The sequence below is a fragment of the Oleiagrimonas sp. C23AA genome, from assembly GCF_011759385.1.
In the GTDB taxonomy this organism is placed as follows: domain Bacteria; phylum Pseudomonadota; class Gammaproteobacteria; order Xanthomonadales; family Rhodanobacteraceae; genus Oleiagrimonas.
Window position 1 is genome coordinate 207,798 of record NZ_JAARLY010000005.1, and the last position, 23,655, is coordinate 231,452.

Consider the following 23,655-nt stretch of genomic DNA (forward strand, 5'->3'; position numbering starts at 1 on the left):
TCGCGGCACGCTTGCGTGGATCGCATCGGCCCGCCGCCGGCCGGCAACCTTGACCTGCATCAGGATTCTTCGCGCCAGGCCGAGCATGCTGAGGCGTGGCTTGCATACCCCGGGACTGACCGTGAACCGATCACCCTACGGCCGGCATCGGCCATCGCCGGAAAAATCCAGAGTCTGGGCGCTGCCCTTCGTCAATCGTACGCATGCGGCGCGATTTCTTGCCGCAGCACTGGAAAAATATGCTGGCGAAAACACGCTGGTGTTGGCCATTCCCCGCGGCGGCGTGCCGGTGGGCCGCATCGTCGCCGACCATTTGGGGGCGCGACTGGATGTGGTGCTGGTGCGCAAGCTGGGGGCACCCGGCGACCCCGAGTACGCGGTCGGCGCCATCGACGAATCGGGCTGGAGCTATGTGTCGCCCGACGCCGAGCAGGCCGGTGCCGATGCCGACTATCTGCACGAGGAAATGCAGCGGCAGATGCAGGTGCTGGTCGAGCGCAATCACCGCTACCGCGGCGCCCGCGCGCCCGAGCCGGTGCACGGTTGCACCGTGATCGTAGTCGATGACGGCCTGGCCACCGGCGCCACCATGATCGCCGCGCTGCATGCGGCGCGACGCCAGCATCCGGCGCGCCTGGTCTGCGCGGTGCCGGTGGCATCGGCCGGAGCCTTGGCGGCGGTGTCGCCGCTATGCGACGAGGCGGTGTGCCTGGCCACGCCGTCGGCGTTCGGTGGCGTGGCCCAGTACTACCTGGACTTTCCGCAGGTCGGCGACCAGGAAGTGCAGAACGCGCTGTACGGGGATCAATCGTGCGAGTCATGACCGAATGGACCCACCACCACCCGCCGGGCGCACAGGCGATGCGCCGGTTCGGGCCGACGCGCAAGGTGGCTACCGGTCACGCTGGTCCCTATTCGCCGCTGGCACGCCGATCATTGGCCGTGGCATGGGATGCCGGTCCGGCACACAGGAAGGGCCGGACCGGCGGGGGGCGCAGCTAGATGCACGGCCCGCATATTTTCGGACTGGGGGCGCAGCAGGCACAGGCCGCGCGGATCGCCGACCATCTGGACGTGATGCCGGGACATCTGGAAACGCGTCCTTTCGAAGGTGGCGAGCACAAGATGCGGCCACTTGACCCGGTGCGTGGCGATGACGTGTATGTGCTGCACTCGCTGCATGGCGATGGCCTGAGCGTCAACGACAAACTGTGCCGCACGTGGTTCTTCTGCGCCACGCTGCGCGATCACGGCGCGGCGCGCGTGACACTGGTGGCGCCGTACCTGGCCTATGCCCGAAAAGACCGCCGTACCAAGCCCTATGACCCCATCAACACCCGCTATGTCGCCATGCTGTGCGAAGCGGTCGGCATCGACCGCATGCTGGTGCTGGACGTGCACAATCCAGCCGCTTACGAAAACGCCTTTCGCCACCCCGCCTACAACCTCGGGGCTGCCGCCGTGCTGCTGCCAGCGTTGCTTGCGCGCCTGAAGCACGACGAGGATATCGTGGTGCTGTCACCCGATGCCGGCGGCATGAAACGCGCCGAGGCCTTTCGCGCCGCCCTGGCGGCCCGCTGGCCACGTCCGGTGCCGCTGGGGTTGATGGAAAAACACCGCAGCCGGGATCAGGTCACCGGCGAGACGCTTTTCGCCGACGTACGCGGCCGCGCGGCGATCATCGTCGATGACATGATCAGCCGCGGCACCACCGTGCGGCATACGGCGCAGGCCGCGCAGGCCGCTGGCGCCCGGCGCGTACTGGCCGTGGCCACGCATGGCCTGTTCGCCGAGGACGCGGCGGTGATACTGGATAAACCGGCGCTGGAACGAATCGTGGTCACCGATTCGGTATCGCCCTGCCCGCTGTCGACCACCTCGCTGGCCGAGCGTGTCGATGTGGTCGACACCACCGCCTTGTGGGCCGATGCCATCCGGCGCCTGCACCAGGAGCGCGACTTCAGCGACGTCGACGAGGCATGAGCTGGGCGGGTGCCGCACCCTCACCATCATCGCCGACGGCCATGTGCTCCCAGCCACGCCGCAGGTAATCACGCGCCGAATCAGCCCAGTGCCAGGCGGCACCCGTCTCCGGATCCTCGATGTGCAAAATCGCCAGTCGGGCGCGGCGCAACGCATGCAGCGCCTGATAGAACGCCACCAGCGCGACGTCGGGCCGGTCGCCACTGAGCCGGCGATAATGCTCCAGCAGCCACTCGCGCCATTCCGGGTGCTCCAGGCGCTCGCACTCCAACGCCAGAAACGCCAGCTCGTCGACCGGATCGCGCTGGCGCAGCCGCAGGTCGAATTCGATGCAGTCGATGATTGCCAGCGGCTGTGTGAAATAGACATGCTCGGGCCGCAGATCCCCGTGGCCTTCGGCCAGATGGTGGCTATCGGCACGGCTGTCGAGCAGGGGGCCTGACTGGGCCAGGAAGTCACACAGGGCCGACACCAATCGGCGCACCTCGTGCTCGGGCAGAGCGAACTCCGGGCGTAGCAGTTCGTGCTCGCTCAGGGTGATGTCATCGAGCAGGCGGCGCCTCCATTCCACGGCGCTGATATGCGGATGGGCGGCGTCGGCGTACAGCGACCACCAGCGCTCGACCAACTGACAGGCATCCTGGCGCGTGGCCCGGCCCACGCGCAGACGATATTCCAGCGTTTGCGCCAGCGGCAGCCGGCGCATGCGCACCAGCCAGTCGACGATGCGCCCCCTCCCCCCAAGGCTGAGGCGATGCTCGCGATCGCATTTGAGCGCCACCACGTCCAGGTAGACGCCCTCGGCCAGACGCTGGTTGAGGCGCACTTCGCGTTGACTGCTCAGCTTGCGCGCATGGACGGTGCTGTAGTCGATCAGGTCGCGACTGTAGGGCTTTTTCAACTTGTAGGCGTAGTGGTCGGTCAGGAACACCCAGGACATGTGCGTCTCGATGGCGGTCACTTCCCGGGTCGGTTCTGCATAGCTGCCGGGATGCTGCAGAAATTCGACCTTCTCGGCCAGCGAAGGCACAAACATGCCCGTGTGCCGTGCGGCGGCAGGCAATCCGGCCCGGTGATGACCGGACTGGACACGACGGCTCCCGTTGCTGTGCATGGTGATTCTCGGCGCGACCCTGTGGCATCTGCAATTTTTCGCCGCCTGGGAATCCCGGCGTTGATCTGGCTCAAATCATCGCGGTCGGGACGGGCCCTTGTGGGACCCTTGCCCGCACACGATGAAAGAGACCGGGTGTGGCCGAACGAGCACAGGACGCAGGGGTGATACTGCCGCGCCGCAACGTCGACGCATCATGCCCAGTGGCCGCATGTCGTCATCCAATCTTGATACCGATCAACATCACGCGGGGCAAGACGCGGCCATGCTCGACAGCGTCGACCCAAGTGACGGCTGGAGGGCATCAAGATGCGTATCGCCGATATCTGTACCCGCAGCGTGGTGCATGTGGACGCCGACCTTTCCGTACGTGCCGCGGCCGTGCTCATGCGCAAGCGTCACGTCGGCACCCTGGTGGTGATCGAACAGCCCAACGGTGAACGTGTCCCCATCGGCATGGTCACCGACCGCGACATCGTGGTCACGGTGGTGGCTCCGGATGTGGACATCAATGCCCTGGTCGTTGGCGACGTGATGAGTACCAAGCTGATCACCTGCACCGAAAGCCAGGACATTTTCGACGCCGTGCAGCTGATGCAGGTCAACGGGGTGCGGCGCCTGCCGGTGGTCAACCGGCAAGGTGGCTTGTGCGGGATGGTGTCTGCCGACGACATTCTGGGCACGCTGGGCACCTACATGCAGAAGCTGGCCCATGCACTGTCGCGCGAGCAGATGCTGGAGATGGAAATGCGCACCTGAATGGGCGGGAGTAAACGACCATGCATACCGACGCCATCGTCATCTGTTATTCCATGACCGGACACACGCGCACGCTGGCCGGCGAAATTGCCGAGGCCCTGGATGCACCACTGATCGACATTCACGAGCCGCGCAGGCGGCGTGGACTGTACGGCGTGACACGGGCGCTATTTGATGCCATTGGGGGACGCCTTACCCCCATCGTGGCGCCCTCCACGGCATTGACACCCTACCGCGTGGTGGTGCTGGGCGGTCCGGTATGGGCCGGGCGCATGGCCGCTCCGGTACGTCGTTTCGCCCGGGACTATGGCGCGCAGTGCTCCAACCTCGCCTGCTTCTGCAGCCTGGGGGGCAGCTCTGCCGAGCGCGCTTTCCACGACATCGAGCAGCTCAGTGGCCAGAACATGGTGGCGACGCTGGCCGTGGACGCCAAACACCTGGCCCCGCCTGAGCATGCGCAGGCGTTGCAGGCATTTCTAGGCAGCGTCCGCTCCTTTGCCTCGCGCAGCCAGCCACGGTAACGGATCGACGTGAACCGGCGCTGGAACATTTATCTGTGGTACGCCTTGGTAGTCCTTCTGATGTGGGTGGCGCTGCAGGGCCTGCTGACCGGCGGTGGCGAAGTGAAGTCCATCCCATTCAGCCAGTTCCGGCAGCAGTTGAAGGACGGCGAGATCGCCTCGGTCGAGATTGGCTCCGAGCGCATCGACGGCACCTACCGGAAAACCGACACCAACGGCCGGCCGTTGCGCTTTCGCACGGTGCCGGTGGACCCGGACATGGCCCGACTGCTCAGCTCGGCCAAGGTGACCTATTCAGCGCAACCAGATCAGGGCCAGCTGGGGCGGACGCTTGGCTGGCTGCTGCCGATGGCGATTTTCTTCGGCGTGTGGTTCTGGATGGCGCGGCGGCTGACCGGCGCCGGCAGTGGCGGCGGGCTGATGGCCGTAGGCAAGAGCAAGGCCAAGGTGTTCATGGAAAAGCGCATCGGCACCACGTTTGCCGATGTCGCCGGTGTCGACGAGGCCAAGGAGGAACTCAAGGAAATCATCGCCTTTCTGCGTGATCCGGGCAGTTATGGCCGGCTCGGTGCGCATGTGCCCAAGGGCGTGCTGCTGGTGGGACCGCCAGGGACCGGCAAGACCCTGCTGGCACGGGCCGTGGCCGGTGAGGCCGGGGTGCCGTTCTTTTCCATCAGCGGCTCGGAATTTGTCGAGATGTTTGTCGGTGTCGGCGCGGCGCGGGTGCGCGATCTGTTCGAGCAGGCTCGCCAGCAGGCACCGTGCATCATTTTCATCGACGAGCTGGATGCGCTGGGACGGGCACGGGGGGCCTTTCTTCCCGGCGGAGGCCATGACGAGAAGGAGCAGACCCTCAATCAATTGCTGACCGAGCTGGATGGCTTCGACCCCAGCAGTGGCGTGGTGCTGCTGGGTGCCACCAACCGTCCAGAAATTCTGGATCCGGCACTGCTGCGCGCCGGACGCTTTGATCGCCAGATTCTGGTTGATCGTCCCGACAAGGCCGGCCGCGAGGCGATACTGCGCGTGCATCTGAAAAAGATCCATCTGGCCGATGGCGTGAAGATCGATGAGCTGGCCGCGCTGACGACCGGACTGACCGGCGCCGACCTTGCCAACCTGGCCAATGAAGCGGCCCTGCTGGCGACCCGCCGTGGCGCCGAAGCCGTGACCATGGATGATCTGCAGTCGGCACTGGAACGCATCGTGGCCGGGCTTGAGAAGAAAAGCCGCGTGCTCAGTCCCCACGAGCGTCAGGTGGTGGCCCATCACGAGATTGGCCATGCGCTGGTGGCGATGGCCTTGCCCGGCGCCGATCCGGTGCAGAAGATTTCCATTATTCCGCGCGGCATCAGCGCGCTCGGCTACACCATTCAGCGTCCGACCGAGGACCGTTTCCTGATGGCGCGCGGTGAGCTGGTTGACCGCATGACGGTGCTGCTGGGCGGTCGTGCCGCCGAAACGCTGTGCTTTGACGAGGTCTCCACCGGCGCCGCCGACGATCTGGCCAAGGCCACCGAGATTGCACGCAGCATGGTCACCCGGTTTGGCATGAGCGAAGACCTGGGCCAGGTCAGCTACGAAACGGATCCGGCGCCCATGCTGGGGCCAGCCACACCTGTTGACTGGCGCCCTCGCAGCTACGCCGAATCCACCGCCGCCAGCATCGATCGCAGCGTACGTGACCTGATCGACCAGGCTTTCAGGCGCGCCCGGCAGATTCTTACCGAACAGCGCCCGCTGCTTGAACGCGCCACCGCCCAGTTGCTACAGCACGAGACGCTGTCAGGCGATGACATTCAGGCGCTCAGGCGCGAGGCGTTGCCGGTACCCCAGCGTGGCGGTGCTGTCACCAGCACCACGCCGGCCGCGCGCCTTTAAGCCCCTCGTCGACCGGCAGGCATCGCCGTCGCCACCGCCATCGCCGATGCGCGGCGCCTAGGAAGCCTGCCGCGAGGCCGTCTCGCGCCAGCGCGGCCGGGCCAGATGGCGGATCAGTGAAGGCAGATTCGGCCCACTTCCGGCCTGATCGCGCTCCATCAGCACCACGCCAAGCAGCTGTGCATACAGCTGCATGTAGGCCTGCGCCGGCGTACGCCAGCTGAAGTCAGCGTGCATGCCGCCACGCTGCAGCGCCGACCAACTGTCCGGCTGTGCGTAAAAGGTGCCCAGACCGCGCTCGACAGCATCGACGAAGGCGGCGCCATTGGCCGCATCGAACACGAAGCCGGTCGCCCTGCCCGCACCCTGGCTGGTATCCACCACGCTGTCGGCCAGGCCACCCACGCGACGCACCACGGGCACCGTGCCATAGCGCATGGCGTACATCTGCGCCAGGCCGCAGGGCTCGAAGCGCGAGGGATGCAGCAACAGATCCGCACCGGCGTGCAGACGGTGCGCCAGGGCCTCGCTGTAGCCGATACGCACCGCCACACGCCCCGGCCATTGCGCGGCCATCGCCATCAGGCCGCTCTCGATCTCGCGATCACCATTGCCGTGCAAAGCGAACTGCAGCCGCGAATGGCGCTGCAGCAGCACCGGCAGCTGCTGCAACACGATATCGGCCATCTTTTGCTGGGTGAGACGACTGACCGACACCGCCAGCGGTGCCATCGGATCAGGGTCCAGACCCAGCATGTCCTGCAGCACCCGCTTGCAGCCGCGTTTGCCACCCAGTTCGGTGGCGCGATACCGGAACGGCAGGTATGGATCGGCCTGCGGGTTCCACAGCTGATCGTCGATGCCGTTGATGATGCCGTGCAGATCGTCGCGACGCGCGTTGAGCAGGCCCTCCATGCCAAAGCCGAACTCCGGCGTGCATAACTCGCGGGCGTAGGTGGGGCTGACCGTGGTCACCTTGTCGGCATAGCGGATGCCGGCCTTGAGAAATGACATCTGACCAAAAAACTCGATGCCCTCGGCACTGGCCAGATGTTCGGGCAACCCCAGTTTGGCCAAGGTGGCCAGCGGATAGTTGCCCTGGAAGGCGGCATTGTGAATGGTGAAAACGCTGCTTGGCCGTGGTCCGCCCCCCAGTTGCAGCAGCAGTGGCAACAAGCCGGTGTGCCAGTCGTGGCAATGCACTACATGCGGAACCCAGGCCAGCCCGCAGCGATTGAGCGCCATGCGCGCCGCGGCATGGCAAAGCACGCCATAACGTCGCGCGTTGTCGGGCCAGTCGCGACCGTCAGGATCCCGGTACGGCGTGCCCGGGCGCCGGTACAGCGACGGACAGTCGACCAACCACGTCGGCAGCCCCGAATCGGGCATGTGGCCATGGATCAGACGTACGCGCGCGCCGGGCAACACCTCGCCCAGATCCACCACGGGCCGCGGCGCCACCAGCTGATAGAGCGCATCGGGATAGGCCGGCATCATCAGCTGCACGTCCAGGCCTTGCGCACAAAGCGCCTGCGGCAGCGCCGCGCAGACATCGGCCAGCCCCCCGGTCTTGGCCAGCGGATAGATTTCCGAGGCGACGAAGAGCACGTGCACCGCGTGCGGGTCCAGCACGGTGGGTGCGTCGACCGATGTTGAGACATTCGCAGACATGAGCGACCACTCGAAGAACGACAGCGACGTTCTCGACGCTATCGCCCGCGCCCACAAACACCTTGATCAATATCAACATTGCCGGAGCCGGCCAACGCACCATGATGAGCAGGCACCTGGCGGCAGTTCGCTGTCACCCGCCGTGCAATGAAGAGAACGCTTACATGTCCGAGCAAGTCAACCGCCCGGCCGCGCCCTACATCGGTTCGGAGGCCACCATCGGCCCGTATCTGGGGCACACGCGCGTGGCCTACTTTTCGATGGAGATCGCACTGCGCGCCGAGATCCACACCTACAGCGGCGGCCTGGGCGTGCTGGCCGGCGATACCGCCCGCGCCGCCGCCGACCTCTCACTGCCGATGGTGTTCGTGACCCTGGTCAGCCGGCAGGGCTACCTGCAGCAGGCCATTGACGAGGATGGTCGCCAGGTGGACCGTGCCGACCCCTGGAAGCCGGCCGACTACGCCACGCCGCTTCGGGCCAAGGTGGCCGTGATCATCGGCGGACGCGAGGTCTGGATCCGGCCCTGGCTGTATCCACTGGGCAGTGCCATCGGGCGCACCGTGCCGGTACTGCTGCTGGATACGGCTCTGCCGGAGAACCACGCCGACGACCAGACCATCACCGACACGCTTTATGGCGGCGACATGACCTACCGCTTCAAGCAGGAAGTGGTATTGGGCATTGGCGGCCTGCGCCTGTTGCAGGCGCTGGGATTCCACATCGACCGCTACCACATGAACGAAGGCCACGCGGCACTGCTTGCGCTGGACCTTTTGCGCCGTTATCCACGCCCGCTGGACCAAGTGGCGCCGGGCGAGTTGAAACTGGACGTGGCGGAGGTGCGCCAGGCCTGCGTGTTCACCACGCACACGCCCATCGAGGCCGGCCACGACACCTTTTCCTACGAGCTGGTCGGACACCTTCTGCAAGGTTATATCGAGCTCGATCAGGTGCGTCAGCTGGCCGGCTCGGATCAGCTGAATATGACCCGGCTGGCGCTGAACCTGAGCGGCTACATCAATGGCGTGGCGGTACGTCATGCCGAGGTCACCACGCGCATGTTCCCCGGCTACGACATTCGCGCCATCACCAACGGCGTGCATGCGCCGCAGTGGGCGCACCCGGCGTTCGCCGAGGTGTTCAATCGCCATTCGCTGAAGTGGGGCTATTCGCCCGAAGTCATGCAGCGCTTCGATCAATTGCCCGATGACCTGGTCTGGCAGGCGCACCAGCAGGCCAAGGGGCACCTGCTGGAGCTGGTGCAGCGCGTATCGCGGCAGAAGCTGGCCCTGGACGTACCTATCCTGGGCTTCGCACGCCGCTTCACCGCCTACAAGCGTCCCGAGCTGATCTTCTCTGATCTGGCGCGACTGCAGGCCATCCACGCACGCTATCCCTTTCAGCTGGTACTGGCCGGCAAGGCGCATCCCAATGATCAGCCCGCCAAGGAACTGATCCATTCCATCCACAGCATGATCCGCGCGCTGGCGCCGGAAATACGCATGGCGTTCCTGCCCAACTATGACCTCAGCATCGCCCGTACGGTGATCGCCGGCGCCGATGTATGGGTCAACACGCCGGAGCCACCCATGGAAGCCTCGGGCACCAGCGGCATGAAGGCCGGGCTCAATGGCGTACTCAACCTCAGCGTGCTCGACGGCTGGTGGATCGAGGCCCATATCGAGGGCGTGACCGGCTGGTCGATCGGCAATCACGCCGGCGCCAGCGCCGATGCGCTTTACGACAAGCTGGAACGGGCCGTGCTGCCGATGTACTACCAGGATCGCCCGCGCTGGATCTGGATGATGAAGCAGGCGATCAGCAAGATCGGCAGTACCTTCAATGCCCATCGCATGATGCGCCGCTATGCCGCCGAAGCCTATATCGCGCGCCGTCCGTCCTGGGAAGTATCTACGCATGCGCCGCCGCCCTTCTGATCCGCCGGCCATCGATCCGGCCGATCTCGAACGGCTGCTGACGGCCACGCACAGCGATCCGTTTGCCGTGCTGGGCATGCACGTGCGGCCCGGATCGCCACAGGTGGTGGTGCGCTGCATACGACCGGGCGCGCGCACTGTGGAAGTGATCGAGCGCGACACCGGCAAGTCCCGCGGGGCGCTGCGACGCGTGCGCGACGATGTCTTCGCCGGCGCTCTGGCGGCACCGGAGGGCCGTTTTCCCTACCGGCTGCGCGTGGACGACGGCGAGGTGATCCGGGATCTGGAAGACGCCTACGCTTTCGCTCCCCTGCTCGGCGAGCTGGACTGCTATCTGCTGGCCGAAGGTCGGCACTGGCACGCGGCCAGCCGGCTGGGTGCGCATCCAGGGCGTCTGGATCGTGTCGACGGGGTGAGCTTCGTGGTCTGGGCGCCCAACGCCCAACGGGTCAGCGTGGTGGGCACCTTCAACGCCTGGGATGGCCACGTGCATCCGATGCGGCTACGCCCCGAATGCGGCATGTGGGAATTGTTCATTCCCGACGTGGCGCTGGGCGCCCTGTACAAGTACGAACTTCGAACCGCCGATGGCCAGGTCATACTGAAATCCGATCCGTGGGCGTTCGCCTGCGAGTTGCCCCCGGCGACTGCCTCCCGCGTCTGGGCCGATCTGGCAGAAGAATGGCACGATGCCGACTGGATGCGCTCGCGACAGCAGCGTCAGTCGACACAGGCCCCGCTGGCCATTTACGAGGTGCACGTCGGCTCCTGGCGGCGCCACCCGGACGGGCACCAGTATCAGTTCGACGAACTGGCCGATGCGCTGATTCCCTACGTGCTGGAGATGGGCTTCACGCATATCGAGCTGCTGCCGGTAAACGAGCACCCGTTCACCGGCTCTTGGGGCTACCAGCCCACCGGCCTGCTGGCACCCAGCGCACGCTGGGGCGCTCCGGATGCGTTCCGGCGTTTTGTCGATCGCTGCCACGTCGCCGGCATCGGCGTGTTGCTGGACTGGGTGCCGGCGCATTTCCCCGCCGATGAACACGGCCTGGCGCGCTTTGATGGCACTTGCCTTTACGAGCATGCCGATCCACGAATGGGCTATCACCAGGGCTGGGGCACGCTGGTCTACAACTTCGGTCGCCACGAGGTGGCCAACTTCCTCATCGCCGGGGCGCTGCACTGGCTACGCCACTACCACCTGGACGGCCTGCGCGTGGATGCCGTGGCCTCGATGCTCTATCTGGACTATGACCGCGCGCAAGGGGAATGGATCAGCAACCGCCACGGTGGGCGCGAAAACCTGGATGCGGTGGATTTCCTGCGCCGGTTCAACGATGTGCTGCGCGAACAGGCCCCTGACGGGGTGATCACCATCGCCGAGGAATCCACTGCATGGCCCGGCGTGACCCGGCCGACCCATCTGGGCGGGCTGGGTTTCGACTACAAATGGAACATGGGCTGGATGAACGACACGCTTGGCTACATGCGCCACGACCCGGTACACCGGCGTTTTCATCACGACCAGCTGACCTTCGGCCTGCTGTACGCCTACAGCGAGCAGTTCATCCTGCCGGTGTCTCACGACGAGGTGGTCCACGGCAAGGGCTCGCTGCAAGGCCGCATGCCCGGCGACATGTGGCAGCGTATGGCCAACGTGCGCCTCTACCTGGCCTTCCAGTACACCCAGCCCGGACGCAAGTTATTGTTCATGGGCAGCGAGTTTGCCCAGGACGGCGAATGGAATCATGACGCCGAGCTGGACTGGGCGTGCCTGCAGTGGGCCGATCACGCCGGCGTGCAGCAGCTGGTGCGCGATCTCAACCGGCTGTATCGCGAACGCCCTGCCCTGTACCTGCATGATGGCGATGGACGGGGTTTTGCCTGGATCGATTGCAGCGACCACGAACAGAGCGTGCTGGCCTACCGCCGCCTCGACGACCAGTCCTGCAAATCCCTGGTGGTGGTATGCAACTTTACCCCGGTGCCACGCACGGACTACCGCATCGGCGCGGTGTCCTGTGGCCGCTATCGGGAGATTCTCAACACCGATGCCAGCGACTACGGCGGCAGCGGCATGGGCAACCTCGGCGGCGTCGATGCCCAACCGCAACCTGCGCATGGCCTGCCCTGCTCGCTGGTGCTGACGCTGCCACCGCTGGCCTGTGTGGTGTTCGAGGCGCCTGCGGAGTCCACGTGAAGACCCCCGCACTGACCGGTGGCCTCGGTGACAGCGTGCGCCCGGGTGTCGAGCCGCTGGACGATGGCCTGCGTTTCGGCGTGGTGTCACGTCACGCCGAGCGCATTGAGCTATGCCTTTTCGATGCGCAAAGTGGCCGGGAAACGGCGCGCCTGCCCATGCCAGAGCGCGAGGGGGATCTCTGGTACGGCTATCTGGCCGATGCAGGTCCCGGCCTTCTCTACGGCTATCGCGCGTATGGTCCGTACCAACCGGGGCGCGGACATCGGTTCAATCCGCACAAGCTGTTGATCGATCCCCACGCCACCGCACTTGAAGGACGCTTTGTCTGGAACCCGGCCGTGTTCGGCTACCAGGACAGGCACTGCAACGACGCCGATGCCATCGACAGCCGCGACAGCGCCCCTTTCGTGCCGCGCTGCCGAGTCTCCCCATTCAGCGCCGAACCATCACGTACGCCACGACCCGGGGTGCCATGGGCCGACACCGTGATCTACGAACTGCACGCGCGTGGATACACCATGCGCCATCCGCAGGTACCCACGCCCCTGCGCGGCAAGCTCGAAGCACTGGCGCTGCCGGTCGTCACCGACTATCTGCGCGGACTGGGTATCACCACGCTGGAACTGCTGCCGCTGGCCGCCTTCATCGACGAGCAGCGGCTGGTTAGCCAGGGGCTGCGCAACTACTGGGGCTACAATCCATTGGCACCGCTGGCCTTGCATGCCCCCTATCTGGCCGGCACGGGACCTGCGAGCTTCGCGGCAGTGCTCGATCGCCTGCATGAGGCGGGACTGGAGCTGATTGTCGACGTGGTGTTCAACCACACCGCCGAAAGCGATGCCTACGGACCCACGCTGACGCTGCGCGGGCTGGACAACGCGTTGTACTACCGGCTCGATCCAGACCACCCTGAAAGCTACGTCAACTACTCCGGCTGCGGAAACACGCTGGACCTGTCGCAACCGGCGGTACTGGAGTGGGTGCTTGCCGCACTGCGCTACTGGGCCAGGCTGGGCGTGGATGGCTTTCGCCTGGATCTGGCATCAGCGTTGATGCGTGATCGTAGCGGGCGTTTCCAGACCCACGCGCCGCTGTTCGATGCCATTGGCAAGGACGAGCTGCTGCGCCCACTGAAGTGGATTGCCGAGCCCTGGGACTTGGGTCCGGGTGGGCAGGCACTGGGCCGGTTTCCCGCGCCGGTGGCGCAGTGGAACGACCGCTTTCGTGACAGCGCCCGCCGGTTCTGGCGCGGCGACCCGCACACCACCGGCGAATGGGCGACGCGCCTGTCCGGATCGGCCGACCTGTTCGCGATGGCGCGAACACCACTGGCCGGCATTAACCTGATCACGTCGCATGATGGCTTCACGCTGGCCGACCTGACCGCCTACCAACACAAGCACAACTGGGCCAACGGCGAGCAAAACCGCGATGGCCACGAACCCAACTGGAGCAGCCACGGCGGCGTCGAAGGCGACACCGCCGATCCCGGCATTGGCATCTTGCGACGCCGGCGCCGCCGCGCCCTGCTGGGCAGTGTACTGCTGGCACGCGGGGTGCCGATGCTACTGGCCGGCGATGAGCTCTCTCACACCCAGGACGGCAACAACAACGCCTACTGCCAGGACAATCGGCTGACATGGATCGACTGGTCGGCACGTGGCGATACCCGACGCGACCTGCGCGGCTTCGTGACGCGGGCGCTGAGCCTGCGCCGCCGTTTCGCTGCCCTGCACGGCAGCGGCTTCTTCACCGGGCAGATCGACGACAGTGGTGCGCGGGACATCCTCTGGCTACGCACCGATGGACGCCCGTTTTCGCGCCAGGACTGGGATCGCCACGCCGACATGGCATTGATGGCCCTGATCTGCGACAAACAGGCAAGCGACGCTGCCGAAAGCTGGATCTGGCTGATCATGCAGCCCGGCACCGACACGCGCGCAGTCCAGGTGCCACCCAGCCCGGGCGGTGGCGCCTGGGTCTGCGTGCTGGACAGCACCCGGGAAACGGTCGCCGATGAGTTTCCTGTGTATGTCACCGGCCAGTCCATGGTGCTTCCCGGCATCGCGCTACGCGTGCTGGTCTCGCCTGCCTGCAGGCTTTGATGCGACAACGACAACCCGGCCTTCGGACCGAGCGACCTGCGGCAAGGCCGAGGCGCGGCCAGCCGACGCCACTGACAACGAGTGGCGCCGGCCCCGCCTGGTTCAACGAATATCGATACGGCGCGAGCGCGATGTGGCCTTCTTGGGCAGCATCAATTGCAGGGTGCCGTTCTCGTAGTGGGCCTCGGTGTGCTCTTCGTCCACGTCACTGGGCAGGGTGAAGCTTCGATACGACTTGCCGTAGTAGCGTTCCGTGAGTACTTCTTCCTCGTCCTTTTTCTTCTCGCGCTGACGCTTGGTCTCGACGGTAATGGTGACGCGATTGCCATCGACGGCGACGTCGATGTCCTCCTTGCGCACGCCCGGGGTTTCCACCGAGACCAAGTACGCCTTGTCGCTTTCGGTGACATCCATGCGCAGTTCGGGCGCCAGGTCACGTTCGTACTTCCAGGGACGCGCACCGAGGTTGCGGAACATGTCCTCGAAATCGCTGTTCAAGTCCACGCGTGACAGTGAGCGCAGCGGGTTCCAGAGTGATGGGATGGCCATGGCCGGTCTCCTTTGCAGTGAGGGAACTTGGGAACACCAGCGGCGTGACGGCACTGACTGCCCGACACGCCTCTCAAGGTGCTATCTAGCGTCCTGCCTGCATCGGCAATGTTGATGCACATCAACATGTTCTGCGTACGGCTGCGTATGCTGTTGTCCATGGCGAACCGGGGGTATCAAGGCTGGGATGCATCGGGCGCTGGCCGCCGACGGACGTCGGCGGCAGCGATCTTCAACACTCAGTCCAGGAAGCGATCGATGAAGACCTGGGTGCTTGTGGCCAGTCGCGTGCGGGCCCGCCTGCTGGAGTTCGACGAGCAGCAGCGCGACATCACCGAAATCGGCGATTTCCTCAATCCCGATGGGCGTATCGGGCAAAGCTCACGAGGAGAAAATCGCCCGCCGCGCACCATTGACAGCACGGGGGCGGCCCGCCACGCCATCGAGCCGCATACCGAGCCCGCGGTCAAGCTCGCCGACCGCTTTGCACACCAACTGGTCTCGGTGCTGGAGGACGGACGCGTGCATCATCACTTCCAGCATCTGGTGCTGATCGCCACGCCGCGTTTCCTGGGCCGGCTTCGCCAGTGCATGCAGCCTCCGCTCCGGGCTCAACTGGTCCACGAGATCAATCGGGACATGACACGAGACACCATTGACGTCATCCAGGCACTGATCAGCAGGCCATCGGCTGACCTGGACTGAGTACCTCCATGGGCCGTCGCCGTCTTATGCAGGGAATGGCATCATCGAAACGGAGACCGATGGAGGCGCCGGCACGATGCGAAAAGATCCGGACTCAGTCCCGCTCATCGTCGTCGTGGATGACGAGACCGATGTCATCACCATGATCGACAGCTACTTCAGCACCCGCCAGATGAATGTGCTGGGCGGCGCCAACAGCCGCGACCTGCACCGCATCCTGCGCGACGAGCACCCCGACCTGATCCTGCTCGACCTGGGCCTGGGCAGCGAGAATGGCATTGACCTCGCCCTGGACATTCGCAAGAACTCCAGCCTTCCGTTGATCATCATCAGCGGCAGAGATACCACCGCCGACAAGGTGGTGGCCCTGGAACTGGGCGCCGACGACTACGTCACCAAGCCGTTCGAGTTGGCCGAGCTGTACGCACGCGTACGCACGGTGTTGCGCCGGGTACGCCCCCATGTCGCCGATGTCGTCGCCGTGACACTGGAATTTGATCAGTTTGTATTTCAGCCAGACCGGCGCCGGCTAATGAACGCAGATGGCCTGGAGGTGGCGCTGACGTCGGGTGAACTGCACCTGCTGGAACTGCTGCTGAGTCATCCTCATCGCATTCTGTCGCGCGACCAGTTGCTGGAATGGCTGCATGGACGCGATGCCGGACCATTCGACCGCAGCGTGGACATGCAGATCACTCGCCTGCGCCGGAAACTGGGGGATGATCCGGCCCAGCCCAGATTGATAAAGACCGTGCGTGGCAGCGGCTACTGGTTCGCTCCCACCGTCAAGAGATCACCGTGAATCCGCCTCCGGCCTCGGCCTTCGCGGCCATGTCCACCCTGCGACCGGTACTCGACGCCGCCCCCGACGCCATGCTGATCGTCGATCAAGAAGGGCTTATCCGTTGCTTCAACCTGCCAGCACGCGAGCTGCTTGGCTACGGCGAGGATATCGAAGGTCAGCCGGTGGAGCGGTTGGTACCCGAGCAACGCGCGCAGGCCCATCGCAGGCACCGTCAGGAATATGCCAGGGCACCACACAGGCGCCCGATGGGTAGTGGTCTGCGTCTTTGGGCGCGCCACGCCGACGGCCATGAGCTTCCGGTGGAAATCAGTCTGAGTCCGGTCCGGATCGACGGTCAGGCCTGTGTCATCGCCTCCATTCGCGACGCCAGCCTGCAACACCGGGCGCAGGATATCCAGGTTCGCTTGCAGAGCCAGGAAACGTTGATTTCCCTCTGGGAACAGGCACTGCGCGAAGATTCGCTGGAATCGTGCACGCGCGATGCGGTGCGTGCGCTGCACGAATTGTTTTCGGCATCACGCATTCGTCTGTACGAGATCGACGATGAGACCCTGCCGGTGCGTCTGCGCGCGATCCGTGACACCCTCGACCAGGCACCTGCGCAATGGCAGGAGATATCCGCCGAGCCGGATGTGGCCGCGCTTTTCAATGATGAAATGCACGCGCTTGAACAAGGCCTGCCGCCCGTTGCCGCTCGCCTGCATCAGCATGCCGACGAGGCGTTGCTGATGATGTCGTTGCGTTACCAGCGCAAGATGGTCGGCGCGCTGTGCATAAGCCTGCCAAGCCGTACGCTGTTCACCCGTGACCAGGTGTACCTGGCACAGAGCGTGACCCACCTCCTGGCTGGGGTATTCGCCCGGCGACGCGCCGACCAGCTGCTCTTGCTGGCATCAAAGATGGAAGCACTGGGCCAGCTCAGCGGAGGGGTCGCTCACGATTTCAACAACTTGCTAAACATTATTTCGGGAAACCTCGAGATTCTTGGTGACCGTTTGAGCGAGCGTGCCGACTGCCTGCAGCTGATTGATACCGCGCTGCGTGCAACGCGGCGAGGCGGCGAACTGACCAAGCGGTTGCTGATGTTCGCCCGCAAGCGTCCCCCACGCGTGCAAACGCAGGCCATCGAGCCACTGGTGGAGGACATCGTGCCGATGCTGCAAAGAATGGTGGGCAAGCGCATCGATATCCGCCTGGACATGACGCCCGGACTGCCCGCCGTGAGCGTGGACCCGACCGTGCTGGATGCCTGCCTGGTCAATCTCACCACCAACGCACGCGATGCCATGCCCGACGGTGGCATTGTCGACATCCGATTGCGCGATGCCACCATAAGTGAGCGCCCCGCCCACCAGGCCTCCAGCACCTTCCAGGGCGGACGCTTTGTCGTCGTCGAGGTGGTGGATACCGGATATGGGATGAACCATGAGACGGCACGTCGCGCCTTCGAGCCGTTCTTCTCCACCAAGCCGGCAGGGGAAGGCACCGGACTCGGGTTGAGCCTGGCCAGCTCGCTGATCACACAGATCGGCGGATACATCGCGCTTGAGAGCATTCCGGACGATGGCACCCGGGTAACGCTGTATATTCCCGTAGCCACGCAGGTAATGGCCACGGCACCGGCTCACGAAGATCATCGCGAAGCCATCGGCCATGGCGAATGCATATTGATCGTCGAGGACGACGCCGCGGTGCGAGATACCGCGCAGGCCATGACCGAAAGCCTCGATTACCGGGTACTGACCGCCGGCTCCGTCCCGGAAGCGTTGCAGCAACTGCACGAGCACCAGGACATCGCCCTGGTGCTCAGTGACATCCTGATCGGACGCGAAGGCAATGGTCTGGACCTTCGACAGGCGCTGCGCCGGACGTATCCCCACATCCCGGTACTGTTCACGTCAGGCTATGCACGCCCGGCGTTGCAGCGCCACGGCATTCAGGCCGAACAGATCGACCTGCTTGCCAAGCCCTATACCCGTGCCCAGCTGGGAGCCGCCTTGCGCAAGGCGATCGGTCCTTCAGGCCACTGAGCGGCGCTGCTCAATATCCGCGTCCCATGCCGCGAAGGTGCCCAGTCGGGCCCGGTCGGTAATGGTGATGTGGCGCCCGCGTACCTCAAGCACACCGGCGCGATGGAACCGGCTAAGGCCACGGCTGACGGTCTCCAGCTTCACGCCCAGGTAGCTGGCGATGTCTTCGCGGGTCATGCGCAAGACGTACTCGACCCCCGAATGGCCCCGACTGGCATGACGTCTGGAAAGATCAAGCACAAACGACGCGATGCGCTCTTCGGCCGACGTCGAGCCCAGCAGCAGCATGGCGGCCTGATCACGCTCGACCTCTCGTGCCAGCTGACGGATGAGTTCGCGTTGCAGGCCCTGCGTATCCACGCCGAGCTGCTCCAGCTGGCGCAGCGGCACTTCTACCACCACGCTGTACTCAAGCGCCCGGATGAAGGTGGGATGGACATCCCGGTTCATCGCGTCCAGTCCCAGGAGGTCTTCGGCCAGATAAAAGCGGGTGACTTGTTCGCGGCCGTCATAACCGACGCGGAAGGCCTTGGCCGAGCCGCTGGACAGCAGATAGAGGGAGCGGAAGGCATCGCCGGCGCGAACAAGGTATTGACCCTTCTCCAGCCGACTGACCTGCATGGACACCTGCGATGCTACCGCCTGCAGACAGCGTCCCACTGATGTTCGCTGCCACGCCACACCGGCCAGGGCCGGAGACGGGTTCGTCGCGTGAGAAGATTGCACTAGGGTCATAATGGGCACCTCTCGCTGGGACATCCAGCTTGCCCAGCCATGTCATGGCCTGTCCTCACCGAACGGTGACGCGATGTAACGGTATGTAACAGGCCCACCCACATTTCATGCACAAGGCTTGCTTATCGTATGTTGGGTGTGTCGGCCACGCCTTGTACCTTGTATCCAAGCCGTTGTCGGCCAGGTGCGATGCTATTCGTCCGGGGGCTCCGAGGCCCGGGGTAAGGTGCACGCGCCATTGATGCCAGGCGGCACGCGGACCGCAAACCCCGCCTTCACGCGAGCGGCGCTTGCCCCCTGAAACCAGGGGCACAGGGACAAGCGATGCAGGGCTTGGAAGCCGGCCGCCAAGCCCTGGATGAAAGTGTGCAAATGACACCAGATCCCGCCAAACGTACCTCCCCGTCAGCGCCCGAGCCAGACCGCCCAGTGGTCGCCGTCGGCGGCGCAGCGGGTGGACTGGCTCCCCTCACGATCTGGCTCCGTCATCTTCGCGCCGACCTTGGCGCCGCCTTTGTGGTGACCTGCCCACTTGACTCGTGTCCGCCCAGTGAGCTGGTGCCGACGCTTGCCAGATACACCCCGATGCCGGTCACGGAGACCTCGTCGCTTGGGCATCTTCACGCCAACCATATCTATGTGCTGCTGCCCGGCCGTGACATGCCGTGCGCTGATGGACACGAGGACACATCCGCGTCCGCAGACGAATCGAAACTTCACCGTCCCATCGACGATGTATTTCAGGCCGTAGCGGCGATGCACCCCGGCGGTTTCGCGGTGCTGTTCTCGGGCGAAGGCACGGACGGTACCCAGGGCATCCGCGCGATCAAGGCCCAGGGCGGCATGACCCTGGTACAGGAACCGGTCGAGGCGGCGTATGCATCGATGCCTCGGAACGCGATCGCCAGCGGATGCGTGGATGTGGTTGCGCCGGCGGAACGACTGGCGGCGGCGCTGAGTCATCGCCTTGGCCATGCAAGGCACCGGAAACGTACGCGCCCGGAGGCCGAGCAGGCTATTTTCACCACCATGGACACCGCCCTGCGCGCCATCGTGGCCCACCTGCAGCAGCAGTCCGGTGATGACTTTTCCACCTGCGAGCACTCCACCCTTCTGCGCTGCGTGCACCGTCGCATGCAACTTGGGCACTTCCGCAGCATGCAGGCGTATGTGGGCCACTTGCGCGAGCATGACGCGGAAACGCGGGCACTGCATGGCGATCTTCTGGCCTCGGTCACCGCGTTCTTTCGTGACCCGAGCGCCTTTCAGGCGCTGCAGACACAGGTCATCGAGCCGCTGGCGTCCGCAACACCGGCCGGGCGGACGATTCGATTCTGGGTGCCGGGCTGCGCCACGGGCGAGGAGGCCTATTCGCTGGCCATGCTGATGCAGGAGGCCCACGTCCCGGGAGCGAGCCCGTGCGATTTCCAGATATTCGCCACCGATCTGGACACCCGTGTGCTCAACGCCGCCCGCCAGGGCCGCTACCCGCGAACTATCCAACGGCACGTGTCTGCGCAGCGCCTGGAACGGTTCTTCACTCGCGAAGGCGACCATTTCCGTGTCGCGCCATCCATCCGTGACCAGGTGATATTTGCCCGGCACAACCTGCTCGGTGATCCGCCTTTTTCACACCTGGACCTGATTTCCTGCCGCAACCTGCTGGTCCACCTGGCCCCGGATGCACAAGAGCGCGTGCTGACGACACTGCGTTGGGCTCTCAATGACGAGGGCTACCTGTTCCTGGGCCCCACGGACAGCACCGAGCGCACCCCTGAAGCATATCGCGTGATCGATGCCACGCACCGCATCTATCAGGCACGTCGGGCATCGGATTCGAACGAGCCGCCGCACCCTGATGGCGTCCCCCCGACGTACCCGCTATCGTCCCGTCCGCCGCTTGCTGGTGCCGGCCGGAAAAGCCCGCCGGCCATCACGCGGTTGGCGCCGCCCGGCGTGCTGGTCGACAAGCGACGGCAGGTGCTGGGGTTTTACGGCGCCATGGCCCGCTTTCTTGACACCTCCTCGCTCTCCCCCGGCGTCAACCTCATCGAGCAGATCGCGCCCCCGCTTCGTCCGGCGCTGGAGTGCGCACTGGACGCGGCCTTGCTGCACCCATGTCCTTATCTCAGCGAGCCTGTCGACAACCCCTGCGCGGGCGCCTGGCAACGACTGGTGTTGCATGCGCAGCCGATTCGGTCCGATCGCTCGGATGTGCAGGTGCTGATCACGTTTCTGGACACGCCGCCGGCGGCAGAGCCTGGTGCAGAAAGCAACCCAAATCAGCGCCGTCGCCACTCGCTACGCGTGCAATTGGAGCGGGTGCGCAAACAACTGCGCTTCAGCCAGCGCCACCAGGAAACCACTCGCGATGAACTGAAGGCCACGCAAGACGCCCTGCAGTTGGCTCGACAGGACTACCGCCTTGCCCACGACGCATGGCAGGCCGACCACACCGAGCTTCAGTCGCTGAATCAGGAACTGCAAACGCTCAATAACGAGCTGAAGCTCAAGGTGGCCCGCCTCACCCAATCGAATGCGCATCTGAACAACCTCATGCAGACCATGGAGGGCGGAGCACTTTTTGTCGACGCGCAGTTGCATATCCGGCTGTTCACGCCGGCAATGACACAGATGTTCGATCTCACCACCGACGCGGTGGGCAAGTCGATCGCCGATGTTCCCCATCACGTGCCGTACGCGTCCTTGATCAAGGACATACGACAAGTGCTTGGCCAGCGCGATGGCCTGCAGCGCGAGGTCGATACCACTTCGGGACAACGACTGCTGCTTCGGATGCGCCCCTGTCCACTGGGCGAAGGCGAAGGCGTGGCCATCAGCCTGATGGATGTGACTGAGCTCCATCAGGCAAGAAAAGCGCTGCAGGAAAGCGAATCGCGCTTTCGCGCGCTGCTTATCGCCACCTCCTACGCGATCTATCGCATGAGCCCGGACTGGACCCAGATGCGTGAACTGAACGGACGTGGCTTCCTGGCCGACACGCCGGCGCCCAATGCCAGCTGGCTTGAGACGTATATCGCCCCGGACGACCGATCGATGGTACGCATGGCCATAGACCAGGCCATCAGAGACAAAAGTACCTTCCAGCTCGAGCACCGCGTCAAGCGACCGGACGGCTCTCTGGGCTGGACCCTTTCTCGCGCCGTTCCGTTGCTGGATGAACGTGGCGCCATCATCGAATGGTTCGGTACCGCCAGCGACGTAACGCAGCTTCATCGCGCCCGGGAAGAGCTGGCCCGCGCCAATCGCATGGAAATCGTCGGTCGCATGGCGGGCGGTATAGCACACGACTTCAACAACCTGTTGACAGTGATCGTGGCCAACCTCGAACTGGCCGAAGAACATATCCGCGATCAGGCGATTCGTCGCTGGGTGGAACAGGCCGCCAAGGCCGCGCAGCTGGGTGCGAGCTTCAACAAGCGGCTGCTGTCCCTTGCCGGCAAACACCACTACGCGCCGCAGCACATCGACATCAACCATCGCATCAATGACCTGACTGCGCTGCTCGAACGTGCCCTGGGCGAGCCGATCGTGCTTTGCACGCGGCTGGACGACGATCTTTGGCCTACCTATGTCGACCCGATGGAAATCGACAGCGCCCTGCTCAATCTTGCGCTCAACGCCCGCGATGCCATGACGCACGGCGGCTGCATCGTCATTCGCACACGCAACGTCACACTGGATGCCGGCGAAGCGGCGCATGGAAGAGCCACCCGGCCCGGAGACTACGTTTGCCTGGAGGTGACCGATTCGGGCACCGGCATGAGCAAGGAAACGCTGTCCCGGGCCACCGAGGCCTTTTTCTCGACCAAGGAAAACGATCTTGGCGCGGGATTGGGCTTGTTCAGCGTGCACAGCTTCGTGAAACAGGCGCGCGGCTATCTTGAGCTCACCAGCGAACCGGGCCAAGGGACCTGCGTGCGCCTCTACCTTCCCAGGGCCAACCCGGCGCGCCACGAGGTGACTGTGTTCAACGATCACGCCACGGAGCCGCCCCGTGGACGTGGCGAACTGATACTGATCGTCGAGGATGATGACACCGTCAGCGAAGTGGCCAGACAGCTGCTGCAAACCCTGGGTTATGCCGTGCAGGAGGCACGTAACGCCGAACAGGCCATCGAAAAATTGACGGCACAAACGCAAATACGTCTGGTACTCAGCGACATAGTCATGCCGGGCCAGATGTCGGGCATCGACCTGGCGCGCTGGATCGGGAGGGAAAGACCGGCGGTAAAGGTCATCCTCACCACCGGCTACAGCACTGATGTCGCGCACGGCATGCTTGCGGATCTGCGCCATATCCAGGTGCTGACCAAGCCGTATACCCGCCAGGCGCTGGGAGACGCCATCGGGCACGCTCTGAATGCGGCATAGGCGCACATAGGCCAGCCCATCGCTTGGATCATGGCGATTAAACCGAATAAATTTTTCTGTCTTGCACCGCAAGATGCGCTCTGCGGCAAGCGTCCACGCGATAAACAAGCTTAGGGTTGGATCAACCTTTTGTAAGCATGCCGTGCGCGCCACGGCGCGTATCATCCTCGCCTGTCTCAACGGCCCGACGGCACTTCCCGCTGCGAATTATCTCGCGCACGAATCATCTCGGGGAGACTATTTCCGGCCATACCTA

At 64.6% G+C, this 23,655-nt stretch carries 16 protein-coding genes; 12 read left to right on the forward strand and 4 right to left on the reverse strand.

What is annotated here, in order from left to right; genetic code table 11:
- Positions 1 to 121 precede the first annotated feature (121 nt).
- Both HBF24_RS10440 and prs read left to right on the forward strand, forming a co-directional pair.
- Positions 122 to 823: a phosphoribosyltransferase family protein gene (locus HBF24_RS10440; RefSeq protein ID WP_343162747.1), complete on the forward strand. Its 702-nt coding sequence runs from the start codon at positions 122 to 124 to the stop codon at positions 821 to 823.
- Positions 824 to 1,002: 179 nt separating this feature from the next.
- Entirely contained in the window at positions 1,003 to 1,983 is a 981-nt protein-coding gene (prs, locus tag HBF24_RS10445) for a ribose-phosphate diphosphokinase (protein ID WP_167172608.1), read from the forward strand.
- Here the strand turns inward: prs and HBF24_RS10450 are convergent.
- Positions 1,961 to 3,019: a hypothetical protein gene (locus HBF24_RS10450; RefSeq protein ID WP_167172610.1), complete on the reverse strand. Its 1,059-nt coding sequence runs from the start codon at positions 3,017 to 3,019 to the stop codon at positions 1,961 to 1,963. The two genes, prs and HBF24_RS10450, sit on opposite strands and share 23 nt — an antisense overlap.
- A gap of 387 nt (positions 3,020 to 3,406) precedes the next feature.
- On the opposite strand from HBF24_RS10450, the gene HBF24_RS10455 reads away from it, so the two are divergent.
- Genes HBF24_RS10455 through ftsH form a run of 3 tightly spaced genes read left to right on the forward strand, consistent with a single transcriptional unit; the run spans position 3,407 to position 6,258 of the window.
- The gene (locus tag HBF24_RS10455; protein WP_167172612.1) at positions 3,407 to 3,856 is read left to right on the forward strand and encodes a CBS domain-containing protein; all 450 of its coding nucleotides are present in this window, start codon (positions 3,407 to 3,409) and stop codon (positions 3,854 to 3,856) included.
- A gap of 20 nt (positions 3,857 to 3,876) precedes the next feature.
- Complete coding sequence (locus tag HBF24_RS10460; protein WP_167172614.1) at positions 3,877 to 4,377, forward strand: hypothetical protein; 501 nt, start codon at positions 3,877 to 3,879, stop codon at positions 4,375 to 4,377.
- A gap of 3 nt (positions 4,378 to 4,380) precedes the next feature.
- Positions 4,381 to 6,258: an ATP-dependent zinc metalloprotease FtsH gene (gene ftsH / locus HBF24_RS10465; RefSeq protein WP_343162752.1), complete on the forward strand. Its 1,878-nt coding sequence runs from the start codon at positions 4,381 to 4,383 to the stop codon at positions 6,256 to 6,258.
- A 57-nt stretch (positions 6,259 to 6,315) separates the two neighbouring features.
- Here the strand turns inward: ftsH and glgA are convergent, their stop codons facing one another.
- Positions 6,316 to 7,929, reverse strand: a complete 1,614-nt coding sequence (gene glgA / locus HBF24_RS10470; RefSeq protein ID WP_167172616.1) for a glycogen synthase GlgA — start codon at positions 7,927 to 7,929, stop codon at positions 6,316 to 6,318.
- Positions 7,930 to 8,093: 164 nt separating this feature from the next.
- On the opposite strand from glgA, the gene glgP reads away from it, so the two are divergent.
- From glgP to glgX, 3 genes are read left to right on the forward strand one after another with little or no spacing between them, the layout of a single operon-like run.
- Positions 8,094 to 9,869: an alpha-glucan family phosphorylase gene (gene glgP, locus HBF24_RS10475; RefSeq protein WP_167172618.1), complete on the forward strand. Its 1,776-nt coding sequence runs from the start codon at positions 8,094 to 8,096 to the stop codon at positions 9,867 to 9,869.
- Positions 9,850 to 12,072, forward strand: coding sequence for a 1,4-alpha-glucan branching protein GlgB (gene glgB, locus HBF24_RS10480; RefSeq protein ID WP_167172620.1), 2,223 nt, complete (start codon positions 9,850 to 9,852; stop codon positions 12,070 to 12,072). The genes glgP and glgB overlap by 20 nt, the downstream gene beginning before the upstream one ends.
- Complete coding sequence (glgX, locus tag HBF24_RS10485; RefSeq protein WP_167172622.1) at positions 12,069 to 14,180, forward strand: glycogen debranching protein GlgX; 2,112 nt, start codon at positions 12,069 to 12,071, stop codon at positions 14,178 to 14,180. Before glgB ends, glgX begins: the two co-directional genes overlap by 4 nt.
- 102 nt (positions 14,181 to 14,282) lie before the next feature.
- Here the strand turns inward: glgX and HBF24_RS10490 are convergent, their stop codons facing one another.
- The gene (locus HBF24_RS10490) at positions 14,283 to 14,729 is read right to left on the reverse strand and encodes an Hsp20/alpha crystallin family protein (RefSeq protein WP_167172624.1); all 447 of its coding nucleotides are present in this window, start codon (positions 14,727 to 14,729) and stop codon (positions 14,283 to 14,285) included.
- Positions 14,730 to 14,837: 108 nt separating this feature from the next.
- Between HBF24_RS10490 and HBF24_RS10495 the strand changes: the two genes are divergently transcribed.
- The 3 genes from HBF24_RS10495 to HBF24_RS10505 all read left to right on the forward strand — a co-directional run bounded on the left by HBF24_RS10495 (position 14,838) and on the right by HBF24_RS10505 (position 18,269).
- Entirely contained in the window at positions 14,838 to 15,434 is a 597-nt protein-coding gene (locus HBF24_RS10495; RefSeq protein ID WP_167172626.1) for a host attachment protein, read from the forward strand.
- Between the two features lie 76 nt (positions 15,435 to 15,510).
- Entirely contained in the window at positions 15,511 to 16,236 is a 726-nt protein-coding gene (locus HBF24_RS10500; protein ID WP_167172628.1) for a response regulator transcription factor, read from the forward strand.
- The gene (locus tag HBF24_RS10505; RefSeq protein ID WP_167172630.1) at positions 16,233 to 18,269 is read left to right on the forward strand and encodes an ATP-binding protein; all 2,037 of its coding nucleotides are present in this window, start codon (positions 16,233 to 16,235) and stop codon (positions 18,267 to 18,269) included. The genes HBF24_RS10500 and HBF24_RS10505 overlap by 4 nt, the downstream gene beginning before the upstream one ends.
- On the opposite strand, the gene HBF24_RS10510 is transcribed toward HBF24_RS10505, so the two are convergent.
- Positions 18,258 to 18,890, reverse strand: coding sequence for a helix-turn-helix domain-containing protein (locus HBF24_RS10510; protein ID WP_240922465.1), 633 nt, complete (start codon positions 18,888 to 18,890; stop codon positions 18,258 to 18,260). The two genes, HBF24_RS10505 and HBF24_RS10510, sit on opposite strands and share 12 nt — an antisense overlap.
- A 438-nt stretch (positions 18,891 to 19,328) precedes the next feature.
- On the opposite strand from HBF24_RS10510, the gene HBF24_RS10515 reads away from it, so the two are divergent.
- A complete protein-coding gene (locus tag HBF24_RS10515; protein WP_167172634.1) occupies positions 19,329 to 23,399 on the forward strand; it encodes a CheR family methyltransferase in 4,071 nt (1,356 codons plus the stop codon).
- The last annotated feature ends 256 nt before the right edge of the window (positions 23,400 to 23,655 follow it).

Coding starts and splice junctions, on each gene's coding strand:
- prs (WP_167172608.1), top strand. CDS start 1,003: ATGCACGGCCCGCATATTTTCGGACTGGGGGCGCAGCAGGCACAGGCC.
- HBF24_RS10450 (WP_167172610.1), bottom strand. CDS start 3,019: ATGTTTGTGCCTTCGCTGGCCGAGAAGGTCGAATTTCTGCAGCATCCC.
- HBF24_RS10455 (WP_167172612.1), top strand. CDS start 3,407: ATGCGTATCGCCGATATCTGTACCCGCAGCGTGGTGCATGTGGACGCC.
- HBF24_RS10460 (WP_167172614.1), top strand. CDS start 3,877: ATGCATACCGACGCCATCGTCATCTGTTATTCCATGACCGGACACACG.
- glgA (WP_167172616.1), bottom strand. CDS start 7,929: ATGTCTGCGAATGTCTCAACATCGGTCGACGCACCCACCGTGCTGGAC.
- glgP (WP_167172618.1), top strand. CDS start 8,094: ATGTCCGAGCAAGTCAACCGCCCGGCCGCGCCCTACATCGGTTCGGAG.
- glgB (WP_167172620.1), top strand. CDS start 9,850: ATGCGCCGCCGCCCTTCTGATCCGCCGGCCATCGATCCGGCCGATCTC.
- HBF24_RS10490 (WP_167172624.1), bottom strand. CDS start 14,729: ATGGCCATCCCATCACTCTGGAACCCGCTGCGCTCACTGTCACGCGTG.
- HBF24_RS10495 (WP_167172626.1), top strand. CDS start 14,838: ATGTTGATGCACATCAACATGTTCTGCGTACGGCTGCGTATGCTGTTG.
- HBF24_RS10500 (WP_167172628.1), top strand. CDS start 15,511: ATGCGAAAAGATCCGGACTCAGTCCCGCTCATCGTCGTCGTGGATGAC.
- HBF24_RS10510 (WP_240922465.1), bottom strand. CDS start 18,890: ATGCAGGTCAGTCGGCTGGAGAAGGGTCAATACCTTGTTCGCGCCGGC.
- HBF24_RS10515 (WP_167172634.1), top strand. CDS start 19,329: ATGCAGGGCTTGGAAGCCGGCCGCCAAGCCCTGGATGAAAGTGTGCAA.